Source organism: Kutzneria buriramensis, assembly GCF_003387475.1.
GTDB classification, from domain to species: Bacteria; Actinomycetota; Actinomycetes; order Mycobacteriales; family Pseudonocardiaceae; genus Kutzneria; species Kutzneria buriramensis.
On sequence record NZ_QUNO01000005.1, the window covers coordinates 374172 to 391915 of the forward strand.

The following is a 17744-nucleotide window of genomic DNA, read 5'->3' on the forward strand; positions in this document are numbered from 1 at the left end:
TGCGCCTACCTCTCGCGGATCTTGCCACCGAGCAGCGCCATGCCGAGCGGGGTGACGGTGTGCAGCACCGTGTTGCGGGTCCGGCGGGTGGTGATCAGGCCGGTCTCCCGCAGCACGGTCGCGTGCTGGCTGGCGCCGGCGGAGGAGATGCCGAGCCGCTCGGCGAGTTGGCTGGTGGTGCAGGTGGCGGTCAGCGCCCGCAGGGCGGCGGCGCGGGTCCGGCCGACCAGGGCGCCGAGTGCCCGGACGCTGTTGTCCGGGTCGTCCCACAGCGCGGTGGCCTGCACCGGATCGGGCGGCACGGAGAACAGCAGCGCGGGCTGGCCGGTGCGCCGCTGCGCGCCGATCACCAGGCCGGGCCGGTCCAGCAGGAACATCGACGGGCTCAGCAGCAGGCCGCGACCATCGAGGTGGACGTCCCTCGGCGGCAGGCCGGGCACCTCCAGCACCGGCGGCGACCACACGATCTTGGGGTGCAGGGTGGCCAGCAGTTGCTCCACCCCGCTGCTCATGGCGATCCGGCCGCGCGCGTCGCACTCGGCGTCCAGGTAGCCGAGCACCCGCGCCCAGTAGGGCGCCACCACGACCTGCCACGCCTCCAGCACATCGCTGGCGGCCTGCCGGGGCGTGCGGTGCAACGTCCGCAGCGCGGAATCGTCGACCGCGGCGGACCGGTCGATCAGGCAGAGCAGGTCGTCGGCGGTGAGCCGCCCCAACTCCGCCAGGCCGGGGCGGCGCTGCAGCTGTCGCAGCGCCTGGTTGCGCCATCGTGTGTACGAGGCGGTGACCGGCCGGCCCAGCAGTCCCAACGCCAGCACCGCCTCGGTGACGGGCCCGAGCGTCGCCCGCAACCGCAGTCGGGACAGGTCCTCCACCGTGAAATGTATCCGCTGCACGTTTCCCCCTTGCCCGCCCAGCTAAGTCGTGTGTCCGACCAGCTGGACGAAGACGTCGTCCAGGGTCGGCCGGCGCAGCGCGAAGTCGAGCACCTCGACCCCGGCCGTCCGCAAGGCCACCGCGGCCGTGGCCAGGTCGTCGGCGCCGTCGCGCAGCCGCACGGTGATCCGGGCGCCGTCCCGGTCGACGACCGGCGCCTCGGCCGCGACCGGCGCGAGCACGGACAGCGCGCCGGGCACCGTCGCGGGATCGACCACGGCCACCTCCAGCCACGGCAGGCCGACCTTGCGCTTGAGCTCGTCCGGGGCGCCCTCGGCGATCACCCGGCCGGCGGCGATCACCGCGATCCGGTCCGCGAGCCGGTCGGCCTCCTCCAGGTACTGGGTGGTCAGCAGCACCGTCACGCCGCCCGCGACCAGCTCCTCGACGGCGGCCCACAGCGCGAGGCGGCTGACCGGGTCCAGGCCGGTCGTCGGCTCGTCCAGGAACAGCACCGACGGCTCGACGACCAGGCAGCTGGCCAGGTCCAGCCGCCGTCGCATGCCACCGGAGTAGGTGCGCACCGGGCGGTCCGCGGCGGCGGCCAGGTCGAACCGGTCCAGCAACTGCCGCGCCCGGCGACGCGCCCCCCGGCGGCCCAGGTGCAGCAGTTCGCCGACGAGCACGAGGTTCTCCCAGCCTGTCAGCACCTCGTCCACGGCCGCGTACTGGCCGGCGAGCCCGATCCGGCGGCGCACGCCGTCCGGCTCCCGCACCACGTCGTGGCCGGCCACCCGGGCGAACCCGGCATCGGGTCGCAACAGGGTGGCCAGCACGCGGACCGTCGTCGTCTTGCCGGCGCCGTTGGGACCGAGCAGTCCGAGCACACGGCCGGCCCCGACGGTCAGGTCCAGGCCGGCGAGCGCCTCGACGCCGCGGTACCGCTTGCGCAGGCCGACGGCTTCGACCGCCAGCTCCATGCCGTCACCGACCGGTCGCCGGCGCGGTGTCCCGAAGGCTGCGCGGCCGCATGTCCACCCAGTTCTGCTCCACATAGGACAGCGCGGTCTCGCGGGTGCTCTCGCCGAGAGCGACCGCCCAGCCGGCCGGCGGCTCGGCGAACGCCGGCCACAGGCAGTGCTGGTCCTCGTCGTTCACCAGCACCAGAAACGCGCCGTCCTGGTCGTCAAAGGGATTGGTCATCGCTGTCTCCACATTCTCCGATGGTGCCCGCCGTCGCTGACGGCGGGCTGACCGCGGGCTGAGCGGCTATCCGGTGGCCCGGTACCGGCGCAGGCTGAGCCCGGCGCTGACCACCAACAGCGGGCCGAGCCAGGCGGCGAGCACGACGCCGGGGTGCGTGCCGGCGAACGAGGTCGCCGTCCCGGACGGATTCGCCCACAGCGCGCGGCACGCCGAACTCACCGCGCTGACCGGATTCCAGTCGGCGATCGGCGTCAGCCAGCCGGGCAGGCTGGCCGAGGACAGGAAGGCGTTGGACAGGAACGGCAGCACCACCGTCACCAGCGGGGCCAGCGCGCTGATCGACTCCGCGTTGCGCGACGTCATGCCCAGCAGCACCCCGACCCAGCTCATCACGTACCCGAACAGCGCCAGCAGCGCGAAAGCGGCCACTGTGGACAGTGGGTCGCCGTGTGGACGCCAGCCGATCAGCAGGCCGAACGCGGTGACCACGGCGAGACCGAGCACGCCGACCACGGCGTCGGCCAGGGTGTGCCCGATCAGCACCGCGCCGCGGTCGATCGGCAGCGACCGCAGCCGATCGACCAGGCCGCGGTCGCGGTCGCCGGCGACGGCGATGGCGCTCGGGCCGATGCCGGCCAGCCCGACCTGCGCCGCGGCCCCGGCGAACAGGTACTCCTGATAGCTGCCGGCGCCCGGGACGGTGATCGAATGTTGGAACAGGTAGCCGAGGATCAGCATGGACACCAACGGGTTCAGCGTGATCCCGAGGAACCGGCCCGGCGCGCGGCGCAGGTGCCGCAGCCGCCGGCCGGCGGCCGCGGCCGCCTCGACGCACAGCGCCAGCGGCCACCGCGGCCGGACGGCGAGCGTGCTCACGGCCGGGCCAGCCGGTCGAGCTCGGTCGCGAGCACGGACCCGATCCGGCCCAGCGGACCGGGCTGCATCATGTCGTCGTGGACGCAGTCGACCTCGTGCACGGCGAGGTCGCCGACCAGCCCCGCGCGCCAGCCGTCGACGCGGGCTGCGAGCTCCGGCTCGGTCGCCCCGGCAGTGGCCACGAACAACACCACCCGGCCGTCGTAGCGGCTGGGCCGGAATCCCCGCAGCAGCTGGGAATGCCGCCGCATCGTGTCCAGGACCGCGACCACGCGGCGCTCCCCCAGGTCCGCCAGCGGATTGCCGTCCCGGCGCAACAGCGCGATCAGGTCGGCCGGGTCGATGGCGCGTCCCGCGAACTGCGCGCCGTCCTGACCGGCCAGCTGCACCAGCCAGCCGAGCATGTCCTGGTCGCCGCCGCGCTCCTCGTCCTGCGGCCGCGGATAGCCGTCAAGGTTGGCCACCAGCCCCACCTCGTCGCCGTCGGCCCGCAGCCGCGCGGCCACCTCATGGGTGAGGATGCCGCCGAATGACCAGCCGAGCAGGTGGTACGGGCCGTTCGGGCGGACGTGCCTGATCCGGCGCACGCAGTCGTCCACCGCATCGGCCATGGTGTCCGGCAGCGGCGCCAGCTCCGTGATCGCCGCGTTCTGGATCCCGTAGATCGGCTGTTCCGCGCCGAGGTGGGCGGCCAGCCCGATGTAGGGCAGGCTGAAGCCGACGCCGCTGTACAGGCAGAACAGCGGCGGCCGGGCGCCGTCGGGCTGCATGGGCAGGACGGTCGCGAACGGGTCCGCGTCGGCGACCCGCCGCACCCGGTCGAACACCTCGGCGATCAGCTCCGCCCGGCCCGGGCCGTCGCCGGCCGGCTGCTGCCGGCGGTCCAGCTCGGCGGCCAGCGCCTCGATGCTCTGGTGGGCGAAGATGTCCGCGATGGCGACGGTCAGCCCCGCCTTGCGGGCCCGGCTCACGATCTTGACCGCGCGGATGCTGTCCCCGCCGACCTCGAAGATGTTGTCCGCGAGGCCGATTTCCGGCAACGACAACACTTCGAGCACGACGCCACGCAGCGTCCGCTCCGTCTCGGAGGCGGCCTCGCGGTCCCGGCCCCGGGCCGCCACGGCCTCCGGCGAGGGCAGCGCCGCCCGATCCAGCTTGCCGTTGGCGGTGACCGCCAGCTCGGGCACGGCGACAAAGGCGCCGGGCACCATGTATGCCGGCAGCCGGGTTTCCAGGGACCGGGTCAGCGCCGTCACGTCCAGCGCCCGGCCGTCGGCGGTCACCACGTACGCCACCAGGTACCGCTGCCCCGACTCGTCCTCCCGGGCCACCACCGCCACCTGGCGCACGGCGGTGTGCCCGGCGATCACGGCCTCGACCTCGCCCAGTTCGACCCGGTAGCCCCGGATCTTGACCTGGTCGTCGTCGCGACCGGCGAACCACAGCCCGCCGTCGTCGTCCCACCGGGCGAGGTCGCCGGTGCGGTAGAGCCGGGAACCGGGCGGCCCGAACGGATCGGCCACGAACCGGCTCGCCGTCAGGCCGGGCCGGCGCAGGTAGCCGCGGGCCAGGTTGGCGCCGGCGACGTACAGCTCGCCGACCACGCCCGGGGCCACCGGCGCCAGCATGGCGTCGAGCACGTAGACCCGGGTGTTCCACACCGGCCGGCCCAGCGGCAGGATGTCGGCGGGGATCGGCTCGCCGGGCTCGATCGGCAGCGCCGTGCAGCCCACCGTGGTCTCGGTCGGGCCGTACTCGTTGACGGTCCGGGCCCCGGGATGGGCCGCCCGCCACTGGTCCAGCTGGTAGCCGGGCAGCGGCTCGCCGCCGAGCACCAGCTCGGCGCCGGGCGAGTGCGCCGGCGGCAGGTAGGTCAGCAGCGGCAGGTGGCTCGGCGTCGCCTTGAGGAACGCCGTCCGCGCCGGGCCGCCGCCCTCCGCCAGCTCGCCCAGCCGCACCCGACCGCCCGACAGCAGCGGCCCGAACAGCGCCGTCACCGTCAGGTCGAAGGACAGCGGCGAGTGCAGGAAGGCGCTGTCGCGCAGGGACGGATAGGCCGACACCGCCCAGGAGACGTAGTTGACCAGCGCCCGGTGTTCGACCACGACTCCCTTGGGGCGGCCGGTGGAGCCGGATGTGTAGATGACGTAGGCGGGATGACCGGGCTGCGGTCCAACCAGGTCCACATCGGACGGTTCCGCGTCGTCGACCCCGTCGATAACCACAACATCGGCGCCGAGTCCGCGCAAACCGTCGGCGAGCTCCACAGTGGACAACACGCAGACCGGTGCGGCGTCCTCGATCATCCCGGCCACCCGGTCGCCCGCGTGCTCGGCGTCCACGGGCAGATAGGCGGCGCCGGACTTGAGCACCGCGAGCACCGCCACCACCATCTCGACGGTTCCGGGCAGGGCCAGCGCGACGGTCCGGTCCGGGCCGGCGCCGAGGCTGGCCAGCCGCCGGGCCAGCCGGGTCGCCCGAGCGTCCAGCTCTCGATAGGTCACGTCGTCGACCGCGTAGGCGTCGGGTGTGCCGGCGGCCTGCCGCTCGAACAGCTGCGGCACGGTCAGGTCGGGCACCTCGTGGTCGGTCGCGTTCCAGTCCTCGAGCATCCTGCGGCGCCGGTCCGGGTCCAGCACGTCGACGCGGCTCAGCCGCTCGTCGGGAGCGGCGGCCACGGCCCGCAGCCAGGTCACCAGCGTCGTGGCCAGCCGCTCCGCCGTGCCCCGGGTGAACAGATCGGTGTTGTACTCCAGGATGCCGCTCATCGCCGCGGCGCCGTCGCGGCGACCCTCGTAGAACTGCACGGTCAGGTCGAACTTCGCGCGGCCGGACCGGACCCGTTGCACCTCGACCGACAGGCCGGCGGTGAGGCCCGGCTCGTGCTGCTCGCTCTGCACGAGCAGCATGACCTGGAACAACGCCTGCCGGGACAACGACCGGGCCGGGTTGATGGCCTCCACGATGTCCTCGAACGGCAGGTCCTGGTGGGCGTAGGCGGCCAGGTTCGTCTCCCGCACCTGCCGGACCAGGTCCAGCAGGGTGGGGTCGCCACCGGTGTCGGTCCGCAGCACGAGCGTGTTGACGAAGTAGCCGACCAGGTCGTGCAAGGCCTCGTCGGTGCGCCCGGCGACGGGGCTGCCCAGCGGGATGTCCGTGCCGGCGCCGAGTTTGGTCAGCAGTGCGGACACCGCCGCCTGCAACACCATGAACAGCGTCGCGCCGGCCCGCCGCGCGATCTCGGAAAGTCGCGCGTGCAGCTCGGGGTCGACGGCGAACTCGACGTCGTCGCCGCGGTAGCTGGTCACCGCGGGCCGCGGGAAGTCGGTGGGCAGGCGCAACTGCTCGGGCAGGTTCGCCAGTGCCCCGGTCCAGTACCGCAACTGCGCCGAGAACAGGCTCGTCGGGTCGTCCTCGTCGCCGAGCAGTTCCCGCTGCCACCACGAATAGTCGTTGTACTGCACGGGAAGTGGCGTCCACACCGGGGTGCGGCCGGCGCTGCGCGCGCCGTAGGCGGACATCAGCTCGCCGAGCAGCGGCGCGATCGACCAGCCGTCGAAGGCGATGTGGTGGAACACCAGCAGCAGCACGTACCGGTCGGCGCCGAGCACGTACAGCCGGGCGCGCAGCCCCGGCTCCGTGGTGAGGTCGAAGCCCCGATCGGCCTCGGCGGTCAGCGCGGCGTCCAGTTCGGACTCGTCCAGCCGGGTGGCCCGCAGCAGCGGGTGGTTCGCCGGCGCGTCCAGGACGCACTGGTGCGGCACGCCGTCGTACTCGGGGAACACCGAGCTGAGCACCTCGTGCCGCTCGACCAGGTCCCGCAGGGCGGCCTGCATGGCGTCCGCCCGCAGCTCGCCGGTCAACCGCAGGGCCAGGGGCACGTTGTAGGTGCCGCTGGCGCCGTCGTCCAGCCGGTTGAGGAACCACAACCGCTGCTGGGCGAAGGAAAGCGGAGACCCGGCGCCGGAGTGTGCCTCGGGCACGCGCCGCAGCGGCGGCCTCGCCGTGGCCGCGGCGCCGACCCGGTCGGCCAGCGCGGCGACGGTCCGCGTCTCGAACAGCGCGCGGATCGGCAGCTCCACGCCCAGCAGGGTGCGCGCCTGGCTGACCAGCCTCGTCGCCAGCAGCGACTGTCCGCCCAGGTCGAAGAAGTCGTCGTCGACGCCGACCGAGTCCAGCTCGAGCACGTCGGCGAACAGGCCGCACAGGATCTCCTCGACCGGGGTGCGCGGCTGCCGGCTCGCGGCCGCCGTCGCGAACTCCGGCACGGGCAGCGCCGCGCGATCCAGCTTCCCCCGCTGGGTCAGCGGAATCCGCTCGATCACGACAAACGCCGACGGCACCATGTAGTCGGGCAGCAGGGCGCCGAGGTGCCCGCGCAGCCCGGCCGGGACCTCCGTGCCGGTCCCCTCGGTGACCAGGTAGCCGACGAGCCGCTTGTCCCCGGTGCGGTCCTCCCGCATCACCACGACCGCCTGCGACACCGCGGGGTGGGCGGTCAGCGCGGACTCCACCTCACCGGGTTCGACCCGGAAGCCGCGCACCTGCACCTGGTCGTCGAGCCGTCCCACGTAGTCCAGCTGCCCGTCCGGCCGCCAACGGACCAGGTCGCCGGTGCGGTACATCCGCTCGCCCCGGCCGCCGAAGGGATCGGCGACGAACCGCTGCGCGGTCAGCCCGGGCCGGTCCAGGTAGCCACGGGCCAGCCCGGCGGCCACGTACAGCTCGCCGACGACGTCGACCGGCGTCGGCTGCAGCCTGGCGTCCAGCACGTAGACGCGGTGCGCCGTGGTGGGTCGTCCGATCGGCGGCCGCCCCCTCGCCGGCAGCGGTCCGCAGACCGTCGCGCTGACCACCGACTCGGTCGGCCCGTACCCGTTGAACAGCCGGACCTTGTCGGCCCAGCGGGTCACGACCTCCTCCGGGCACGCCTCGCCGGCCACCACCAGCGTCAGGTCCGGCGGCAGCTCGGTGTCCGCCGGCAGCGCGGCCACCACGACCGGCGGCAGGCCGGCCAGCGTCACGCCGGCGTGGGTGATCAGGTCGACCAGCGGAGCGCCGGCCACCCGGTGCTCCTCGTCGGCGATCACCAGCGATCCGCCGGTGAACAGCGCGAGCGCCAGTTCCCACACGGCTCCGTCGAAGCTGACCGACGCGAAGTGCAGCACCCTGGTACGGGGCGAGAGCCCGAAGCGCTGTACCAGGCTGGCGACCATGGCGGCGAACCCGGCGTGGTCGACGACGACGCCCTTGGGACGGCCGGTCGAACCCGAGGTGTAGATGACATACGCCGGATCGGCGGGCCGCAGCGGCCGCACGCGTTCCTCGTCGGTCAGATCGGCGCCCGACCGCCCGCGCACCGCCGCCTCGTCGTCGACGGTCAGCACGACCGGCGCCGACGGCGCCGCCCGCCGGGCGAACTCGTCGGTGGCCACCACCGCGATCGGGCGGGACTCTCCCAGGATCTGTGCGACACGCTCCGGGGGATAGCCGGGATCGATCGGCAGGTAGGCGGCTCCGGTCTTGAGCACCGCCAGCACCGCCACCACGTTGTGCACGGACCTCGGCAGGGCCAGCGCGACGATCCGCCCGGGGGCGGCGCCGTGCTCGACCAGCAGTCGGGCCAGCCGGTTGGCCCGCGCGTTGAGGTCGGCGTAGTCGACGACGGCGGCGCGGTCGAGGATCGCGGGCGCCGCCGGCCGGCCGGCCGCATGCGCCTCGAACAGTTGCGGCAGCAGGACGTCCCGTGGCCGATCGGCCACGCCGCTCCAGTCGTGCAGGATCAGCCGGCGTTCCCGCGGCAGCAGCACGTCGACGTCGCCGACCCGTCGCCCGGGCTCGGTGACCAGGGTCCGCAGCAGGTGCTCGAAGCGGTCCAGCACGGTCTCGATCCGGTCCCGGCCGAACACGTCCGGATTGTGGTGGGCGTCCAGCCGAAGCCGCCGGCCGGGGTAGACCCCCAGCGCCAACGGGTACTCGGCCACCACCTTGGCCCGCCAGTCCAGGACCCGCAGCCCGGGCTCCAGCGCGCCGAGATCCGTGGGGAAGTTGTTGTACGTCAACACGGTGTCGAACAGCTCGCCGACGCCGGCGCAGCGCTGCACCTCGGCCAACCCGATGTGCTGGTGCGCCTCCAGCGCCAGCTGCCGGTCCTGCAGGTCGATCAGCAGCTCGGTGAGCGACAGCCCGGGATCCAGCCGCGCCCGCACCGGCAGCGTGTGCATGAAGGCGCCGACCATGGACTCCACGCCCGCCAGCTCGGCCGGGCGGCCGGAGTTCACCGCGCCGAAGACCACGTCGGCGCGGCCGGTCAGCCGTCCCACCAGCAGCGCCCAGCAGCCCTGGATCACGGTGTTCAGGGTCAGGCCCTGCCGGCTCGCCCACGCCGACAGCCGCTCGCTGAGCTCCTCGTCCAGCTCGCGCACCAGCGTCACCGGCAGCGTCGGCTCGGCGCCGCGGCCGGTGGGCGCGAACAGGGTCGGGCCGCCGACACCCGCCAGCTCCTCCCGCCACGCCTGCCGGGCGGCGTCGCCGTCCTGGGCGGCCAACCACAGCAGGTAGTCGCGATACGGCGCCGGCGCGGCCGGTTCCGCGCCCGAGTACAGCGCGAAGAGCTCCCGCGCCATGATCGACATGGACCAGCCGTCGAACAGCAGGTGATGGGCGGTCCACAGCAGCCGGCAGCGCCGGCCCGGCAGCCGCAGCACCGTGAACCGGACCAGCGGCGGCTCGGCCAGGTCGAAACCGTGCCGCCAGTCGGCGTCGGTCAGCCTGTCCACTTCGGACGGCAGCTCGGCGGCCGCCACACCGGTCAGGTCGATCTCGCCCCACGGCGGCGGCGCCTGACCGGTGACCACGCACACCGGATCGCCGGCGGCCAGGTGGCGGAAGTGCGCCCGCGCGCTGGGGTGGCGGCCCTGCAACCGCTCGGCGGCCGACCGCAGCCGAACCAGGTCCAGGTCGCCCTCGAGATCGATGGTGACCTGCAGCGTGTACGCCTCGTCCCGGACCAGCAGGCCGCGCTGCAACGGGGTGAGCGGCAGCACGTCGGTCAGGCCGTCGGTGCTCGCGTCCAGGTCGTCGACCTCCCGCTGGCTCACCTCGACCAGCTCGAAGTCGGACGGGCTGTGTCCGCCCGCGCCCAGGTCCACCAGCGCGGACAGCACGCGGATCCAGCCGTCGGCCAGGTCGTCGACCTCCGACGGCGTCAACACGCCGGCCGCGAAGGCCACGTCGACCGTCAGCACCGCGCCGTCGTCCCGGTCCTCGGTCACCGCCGTCACATCGAGCACGTGCGGCAGCGGCATGCCGGGGTCGACGCCCAACCCGATGACCGCGCCGGGTTGGAAACGTCCCAGGTAGTTGAAGCCGACCTGAGGCCCCGCCGACTGCCCGAGCAGCCGCTGGGTCTGCGGGTTGAGGTGGCGCAGCTGCCCGTACCCGATGCCGTGGTCGGGAATGGCCCGCAGCTGCTCCTTGATCCGCTTGACGGCCGAGCCCGGATCGCCGCGGCGCACTCCGTCGAGATCCAGTCGGACCGGGTGGGCGCTGGTGAACCAGCCGACGGTGCGGCTCAGGTTCAGCGTGTCCGTGAGCTGTTCGCGTCCGTGCCGTTCCAAGTGGACGGTCACGGCGTCCTGCCGCCGGCGCCAGTCGGCCATGGCGACCGCGAACGCCGCGAGCAGCACGTCGTTGACGTCGGTGTGGAACGCGGCCGGCACCGATGTCAGCAGCGCCGCCGTCCGGTCGGCCGGAAGTTCCCGGCGGCAGCGGCCGATCGTGTCGTACACGTCGACCGCGGGATCGAGCGGACGCGACCCCAGCGCCGGCTCGGCCGGCGTCTGTGCCACCCACAGCGGGAGCTCCGCCGCCCGCGCCGCCGAACGTGCCTGCTCGGACAGCAGCCGTGCCCAGGCCCGGTACGACGTGCCCACCGGGTCCAGCGCCTCGCCCCGCAGCGCGTCCAGCAGATCGGGCGCCAGGATCCGCCAGGACACTCCGTCCACGACAAGGTGGTGCAGGACGAGCAGCAGCCGATCGCCGTCGAGCAGAACCGCCTGCGCCATCACGCCCGCGCGCGGGTCGAGTCGCGCGCGGGCGGCCGCCGCCTGCTCCTCGACCGAACCGCCGGACCGGGTCAGGATGCCGGCGGCGGTGACCGCGCCGGGTGGCGGTGCGACCAGGGCCCACAGGCCCGGCGCCGGCACGTCCAGACGCATCCGCAGCGCGTGGTGGTGATCCAGAACCCGTTGCAAGGCAAGGGTGAGCTCGTCGAACCTGGTCCCCGGGGGCAACTGGACGACGGCGTGCTGGCTGTACCGGGCGAGCGCGTCGTCGTGCGGCCCGACCTGCTCGCGGAGCTCGTGCATGGCCGGGACCGGTTCGATCTCGCCGACCCCGTCGTCCACCAGTGCCGGCGTGGCGGCGCCGACCGGCACGGCGACCGCCGCGATGGCCGCCGCCGTGCGCAGGCGGAACACGTCACGCGGGGTGATGGCCAGCCCGGCCCTGCGTGCCCGGGCCACGACCTGGATCGAGCTGATGCTGTCCCCGCCGAGCGCGAAGAAGTTGTCGTCCACGCCGACTTCCGGCAGGCCGAGCACCTCGGCCAGGACCGCGCACAGCAGTTCCTCCTGCCAGCCTCGGGCTGACCGGCCCCGCCGCGGGGCGGCGAAGTGCGGCGTCGGCAGCGCGTTGTGATCGACCTTGCCGTGCGGTGTCAACGGCATCGCCTCCAGTGGCAACAGCAGTGCGGGCACCATGTGTTCCGGCAGGACGGCGGCGAGGTGGTCACGCACCGCGGCCGGGTCCGCGCCGCCGACGAAGTAGCCGACCAGCCGCTTCGCCGCCGATTCGTCGGCGACCACTCGGACCACCGCGTCGGCCACGCCCGGTGCGGTCGCCAGCGCCGCCTCGACCTCGCCGAGCTCGATCCGGTGTCCGCGCACCTTGACCTGGCTGTCGCGTCGCTCCAGGAACTCCAACTGCCCGTCGGGCCGGCGCACGACCGTGTCGCCGGTCCGGTACATGCGCCGGCCACGAGGGCCGAACGGGTCCGCGACGAACGTCGCCGCCGTGCGCGCGGGATCGCCGAGATAGCCGCGACCGACACCGGTCCCGGCCACGTACAGCTCGCCCGGGACGCCCGCCGGCACCAGGCACAGCGCCTCGTTCAGCACGTACAGGTCGGTGTTGCGCACCGCCCGTCCGATCGGCGCGGCGAAGCCGGCGTCGGATCCGCCGCCGGTGATGACGGCGTGGGTGACGTCGTCGGAGCACTCGGTCGGTCCGTACGCGTTGACCACGGGAATCTCCGGGAACCACGCGGCCCACCGCCGGCACAGCGCCGCCGGCAGGGCCTCGCCCGTGGCCACGAGCCAGCGCACCGCGGGCAGTTCGGGCCGGGCGACGGCGAGGTCCCAGGCGTCCAGGGCGGCGCGCAGCAACGACGGGACCACCTCCACCACCGTCACGCCGTCGGCCTCGGCCAGCGGGAACAGCAGCTCCGGGTCGGCCGCCACATCCCGGTCGACCACTCGCACCCGGCCGCCGACCAGCAGCGCGGCGAGCATCTGCCAGACGGAGATGTCGAAGGTCAGCGGCGCGTTCTGCAACACCGTGTCCACTTCGGACAGACCGAGGTCGGCCACCTTGGCGAGCAGGTGGTTGACCAGGCCGGCCCGGTGCACCATGGCGCCCTTGGGCCGGCCGGTCGAGCCGGACGTGAAGATCACGTACGCCAGGTCGTCGGCGGACACCGGCGGCAGGTCGCCGGCCTCCGCCGTGGCGCCGTCCAGCTCCAGCAGCTCGACGGAACCGCCGGCGGCCGCGACGACCTGTTCGGCGAGCGCGCTGTGCGCGGGATCGGCGACCAGCCGGTCGGCTCCGCTGTCGGCGAGCAGACTCGCCAGCCTGGCCACCGGGGCGTGGACGTCCAGCGGCAGATACGCCCCGCCCGCGCCGAGCACGCCGAGCACGGTCGCGATGAACCCGCTGCCCGGCCCGGCCAGCACGGCGACCAGGCCGCCGCGGCCGAGCCGGCGGCCGATCGCCGCGGCGGTGGCGGTCAGGCCGGCGTACGTGGTGTCGCCGCCGGCATCGGTCACGGCGATCGCGTCGGGCCGCCGTCCGGCGACGGCCCGGATCCGCCGGGCGACGTCGACGAACTCCTCCTCGTCGCGGGCGCCGGCCCCCGACCGGAGCAGCCGGTCCCGCTCGTCGTCGGTCAGCACGTCCAGCCGCGCCAACGGGGTGTCCGGGTCGGCCCGCGCGAAACGGTCCAGGAAGTCCACGAACCGGGCCAGGTGTCCATCCACTTCGGACTCGGTGTGCCGGCTCAGGTTGCCGTTGGCGAACACCTCGAACCCGGCGTCCGCGGTCTCCACGACGGTGAACTCGAAGTCGTCGATCAGCCCCGTGGACAGGCTGCGCACGACGACCTCGCACTCGCCGAGGCGCAGCCGGGCGTCCTGCGGGAAGATGTTGACGAAGGGGCCGAACGGCCGCCGGTCGTCGCTGCGCAGGCCCATCGCCCGGCGGGTCCGGCTGACCCGGAGCCGCTGGTGGCTCAGTATTCGGCGCAGTTCGGCTGCCGTGCCGTCGAGCAGCTCGGACCGGGTGGTCGCCGGCCGGACCGGGACGGCGAGCGGCAGGTAGTTGGCGACCATGCCGGGCACCGCCCGCATGGCGGCGCCGGTCCGCGCGGCTACCGGCAGCGACAACAGCACGTCGTCGGCGCCGGTCATCCGTCCGGAGTAGACCGCGACCGCCGCCATGATCACCGTGCCCGGCGTCACCCGCGCCTGCCACGCCGCCGCCCGCAGCGCCCGCGCGGTCGCGTCGGGCAGCACCGCGCCGGCCCGCGCGAACTCCGGTCCCGGCTCGGCCCGTGACGCCGACAGGCTGATCAGCTCGGGGGTCTGGGCGAACCGCTGCCGCCAGAAAGCCTCGTCCGCGGCCTCCTGGTCGGATCCGGCGTACTCGGCCTCGGCCTCGATCAGCTGCCGCAGCGGCGGCAGCGCGTCGTCGGTCGGGTCGGCCCCGGCCAGCAGCGCCTGGTACGTCGCGGCCAGCCGGCGCCAGAAGATCACCTGGCTGAAACCGTCGCAGGCCAGGTGATGCACGAACATGCCGAACAGCGTCCGCTCGGCGGACAGGGTGAGCACGACGAGCCGGAACAGCGGCGAGCCGTCCAGTGCGAAGGGGCGGGACAGCTCGGCCCGCAGCCGGCGCAGTGCCTCGGCCTCGGCGTCGGGCTCGCCGCCGAGATCCGCCTCGGCCAGCGGCAGCGGCTCGACCGGCGCGACGACCTGGTACGGCACGCCGTCCCGGTCGTGCACCCGGATCCGCAGGCATTCCGCCTCGGCGACCAGCCCGGTCACCGCCCGCCGGAACGCGCCGTGGTCGAGCCGGCCGCGGATGTCCAGGTAGCCGCCCATGGTGTAGGCCGCGCCGGCGTCGGAGAGCTTCTCGTCGAACCAGATGTCGGTCTGCCCGGCCGACAGCGGCAGGCCCGTCAGATGTCCCGCAGTCATCCCGCACTCCTCAGCGCCCGCGCCGTTCCCACTCCGGTCAACTCCTGCTCGTCCAGCGCCTGCGCGCCGAAGGCCTGCGCCACCCACTGGTCCTCGTAGACGGTGTCCAGATAGCGCTCGCCGAGATCGGGGGCGACGGCCACCGCGGTGATCCCGCCGGAGTCGTTGTCCGCCAACCATTTCGCGGCCCCGGCGACCACGCTCCCGGTGGAACCGCCGAACAGGAAGCCCTGCCGGGCCAGCGAGCGGCAGGCCCGCACCGTGTCCGGCTCGGCGACGTGCAGCACGTCGTCCACGAGGGACTCGTTGAGCAGCGCCGGCCGCACCCCGGTGCCGAGGCCGGGAATCAGCCGTGGACCGGCCGGCCGGCCGAACGTCACCGAGCCGACGCTGTCGATCGCGACGATCCGCGCCGACGGCCTGGCTTCGCGCAGGTATCGGGCGCAGCCCATCAGCGTTCCGGTGGTGCCCGCGCCCACGAACAACACGTCCAGTTCGGGAAACGCGCGCAGGATCTCCGGTCCGGTGGTGCGGCGGTGCGCCATCCAGTTGCCCTGGTTGGAATACTGGTTGAGCCAGACGTAGTCGTCGTGTTCGGCGCACATCCGGGCCACCTGCCGCAGCCGCGCGCCGAGAAAGCCCGCCACCGCGTCCGGCTCGCTCACCACGTGCACGTGCGCGCCGAGGGCGCGCATCAGGGACCGGGCGGTCTGGGTGCAGCGGACGTCGGTGACGCAGGTGAACCGGTAGCCCCGGCCCAGCGCGACCAGGCTGAGCGCGACGCCCATGTTGCCCGAGGAGCTCTCCACCAGCATCGCGCCCGGACCGAGCAGGCCCTCCCGCTCGGCGGCGTCGATCATCTCGGTGGCCGCCTTGAGCTTGATCGAACCCGCGAAGTTGAAGCCCTCGCACTTGAGGTACAGCGGAATTCCCAGGCTGGGCCCGAGGTCCACGAACAGGTCGGGGACATTGAACTCCTGCGGGGTGGTGATGACGGGCATGGGTGAGCTCCCCCTCACGAGACGCGGTCGGCGAGATCCCGAGCCGGTCAGGTCATCGAGACGACGACCTTGCGGGATCCGGTGAACGGCTGCCGGCCGTGCAGCGCCGCCAGGTTGTCCACGATCATCAGGTCGCCCCGCCGCCATGGGACCGCGAGCTTGTTGCGGTCGCCCGCCGCGCGCACCGCGGCCAGGTCGGCCGCCGGGATGTGGCTGCCGTCGCCGTAGGTCACCCAGTGCGGCAGGTCCTCCGGTCCATCCACAATGGACAGCAGGTCGTCGCCTTCGCCGTCGGGCAGGGTGGCCGGATGCCACTGGTCGGCCTGGTTGAACCAGACGGCGTGCCCGGTGTCTGGGTGGGTCAGCACGCCCGGCCGGTGCTGGCGCACCCGCAGCCCCCCGTCGGCGGTCCACTCGAAGCGGGCGTCGGCGCCGGTCAGGAACTCGTCCACAACGGACTTGTCGTCTGTCTCGAAGGTGTCCTGCCAAGACTTGCCCAGCCCGGCGCCACCGTGCAGGTGCTGGTGGTACACCACGCCGAGCTCGGCGAACCGGTCGCGGACCGGCGCCGGCAGGTCGGCCAGCAGCGCCCGGCCGGAGCAGACCGGCGTGGCGCCGCCGGACTCGGCCGGCGTCAGGCAGCCGAAGAACAACCGGCGGGGATACTGCCGCGCATAGGACATCTCGTTGTGCAGAGTGATCTCGTACCGCGCCGGATACTCGGTCGACGTGAACACCCCGGTGGAGATCGAGCTCCGGGGCGTGTTCCCGCCCCGGTAGCTGTCCAGCGGCGGGGCCCCGAAACACGTCACCGCGCGGTGGAACGCGTCCGCGTCGGCGATGTCGAAACCCCGCAACAGCACCGCGCCGTCCTGCGCGAGCAGGGATTCCGCCTCCGCGCGCACGTCGGCCGGCGGTGTGCCCGGATCGATGTGAGCGATGGTCATCATGGTGCCACCCGCGCTGGACCTCGCCAATCGCATGTCAGCCTCCCGGCGAACAGTGGAGTCGCCGCAAAGCTAGCCGGTCCCGCTGACGGCGGGCTGACCGCTGACTGAGCCGGGATTTCCCCGGCACGGCGGGGATGCCCGCCCGGCGCGGGTCGCCGGGCGGGCACCACGGCGCTATGCCGGCGCGCAGTCCTTGAGCTCCGGGAACTCGTCGAGATGCACGGCCAGCCAGTCGCGATAACAGGGATGGCGGTCGGCCTGCGCGCGCAGCGTTCTTCGGATGGCGCTGAGCAGCCGCCGCCGACCGGTGTGATTGCGCCAGCCCCGACGCCACACCATCGTCAGCCGACTGCCCGTGACCCCCGGCAGCGGGACCAGGGCGACATCGTCGAGCTGGGCGCTGGGCACCGTCAGCGCGACCACGCCCGCGTCACGCACCCAGTTCATCGCCTCGGCCTGTCCGGAGACGTAGTGCAGCACGGTCGGCCGCACGGCCTCGAGCAGTTCCTGTTCCACGTTGTGCAGCCAGTGTCCCGGCGCGTGGCGGACCCAGGGCAGTTGATCCAGCTCGCCGACGCACGTGATCGGATCTCGGCTGAGCCGGTGCGTGCTGGGCACCGCGAGCCAGGTCGGCTCCCGCATGACCAGCTGCGAGTCCAGGGTGCTGTCCGGCAGTTCCGGCGGCCCGGCGGTTTCCGGGCCGCGCACCAGCGCCGCCGTGTACTCACCGCGGACGACAGCGTCGAGCGCGCCGTCGGGATCCAGCGACGAGGTCCGCACCTCGTACCCGGCCAACTGATCGCGCAGGCCCTGCCAGAACACCGCCGGCTCCCACTCGGCGCTGACCACCCCGAGCACGTCGGTCACGGGTGAGGCGGCCTCGGCGAGCACCGCGTCGGCGCTGCGGGCGAGATCGACGAGCATCGGGATGAGGCGCTCGCCGAGCGGCGTCGGCGTGATGCCGGTGCGCGAGCGGACGAAGAGCTCGCCGCCGATCGTCTTCTCGATCCGGCGCAGTTGCGCGGTCAGGCTCGGCTGCGGCAGCGACAGGCTGGCGGCCGCCTTGGAGATGCTGCCCAACTCGGCCACGGCCGCGACGACGCGGGCGTGTCGGACTTCCAGGCGCATGTCAACGCGCCGATCGCAGCTGAGTTCCGCCCCCTCGACCGCATTTCACCGGCGCCGGTGAACTTCGAATGGCCAATCGTAAGAGCCGCCCTGTTTCTGGACGGCGTCCAGCGTTTGCCCACGGTTGCCCGTTTCGCATCGATTTCCCCCTGTTGCGTGCGATACATACAGCC

The 17744-nt window shown here is 73.5% G+C and carries 8 protein-coding genes; all 8 read right to left on the reverse strand.

What is annotated here, in order from left to right; genetic code table 11:
• Positions 1–5: 5 nt before the first annotated feature.
• Positions 6–896, reverse strand: a complete 891-nt coding sequence (locus tag BCF44_RS16995) for an ArsR/SmtB family transcription factor (protein ID WP_116175251.1) — start codon at positions 894–896, stop codon at positions 6–8.
• Between the two features lie 21 nt (positions 897–917).
• Positions 918–1856 carry an ATP-binding cassette domain-containing protein gene (locus BCF44_RS17000; protein ID WP_116175252.1) on the reverse strand — a complete coding sequence of 313 codons (939 nt, stop codon included), beginning with the start codon at positions 1854–1856 and terminating at the stop codon, positions 918–920.
• 4 nt (positions 1857–1860) lie between these two features.
• Positions 1861–2079, reverse strand: a complete 219-nt coding sequence (locus BCF44_RS17005; protein ID WP_116175253.1) for an MbtH family protein — start codon at positions 2077–2079, stop codon at positions 1861–1863.
• 66 nt (positions 2080–2145) lie between these two features.
• On the reverse strand, positions 2146–2958 hold the full coding sequence (locus tag BCF44_RS17010) for an ABC transporter permease (RefSeq protein ID WP_116175254.1): 813 nt from the start codon (positions 2956–2958) through the stop codon (positions 2146–2148).
• A complete protein-coding gene (locus BCF44_RS17015) occupies positions 2955–14492 on the reverse strand; it encodes a non-ribosomal peptide synthetase (protein ID WP_116175255.1) in 11538 nt (3845 codons plus the stop codon). Before BCF44_RS17015 ends, BCF44_RS17010 begins: the two co-directional genes overlap by 4 nt.
• Positions 14489–15493: a 2,3-diaminopropionate biosynthesis protein SbnA gene (gene sbnA / locus BCF44_RS17020; RefSeq protein WP_116175256.1), complete on the reverse strand. Its 1005-nt coding sequence runs from the start codon at positions 15491–15493 to the stop codon at positions 14489–14491. Before sbnA ends, BCF44_RS17015 begins: the two co-directional genes overlap by 4 nt.
• 47 nt (positions 15494–15540) lie before the next feature.
• Positions 15541–16443, reverse strand: a complete 903-nt coding sequence (locus BCF44_RS17025) for a TauD/TfdA family dioxygenase (RefSeq protein WP_170217576.1) — start codon at positions 16441–16443, stop codon at positions 15541–15543.
• 174 nt (positions 16444–16617) lie between these two features.
• Positions 16618–17571 (reverse strand): LysR family transcriptional regulator, encoded by a 954-nt coding sequence (locus tag BCF44_RS17030; RefSeq protein WP_116175258.1) that lies wholly within the window; start codon positions 17569–17571, stop codon positions 16618–16620.
• Positions 17572–17744 lie beyond the last annotated feature (173 nt).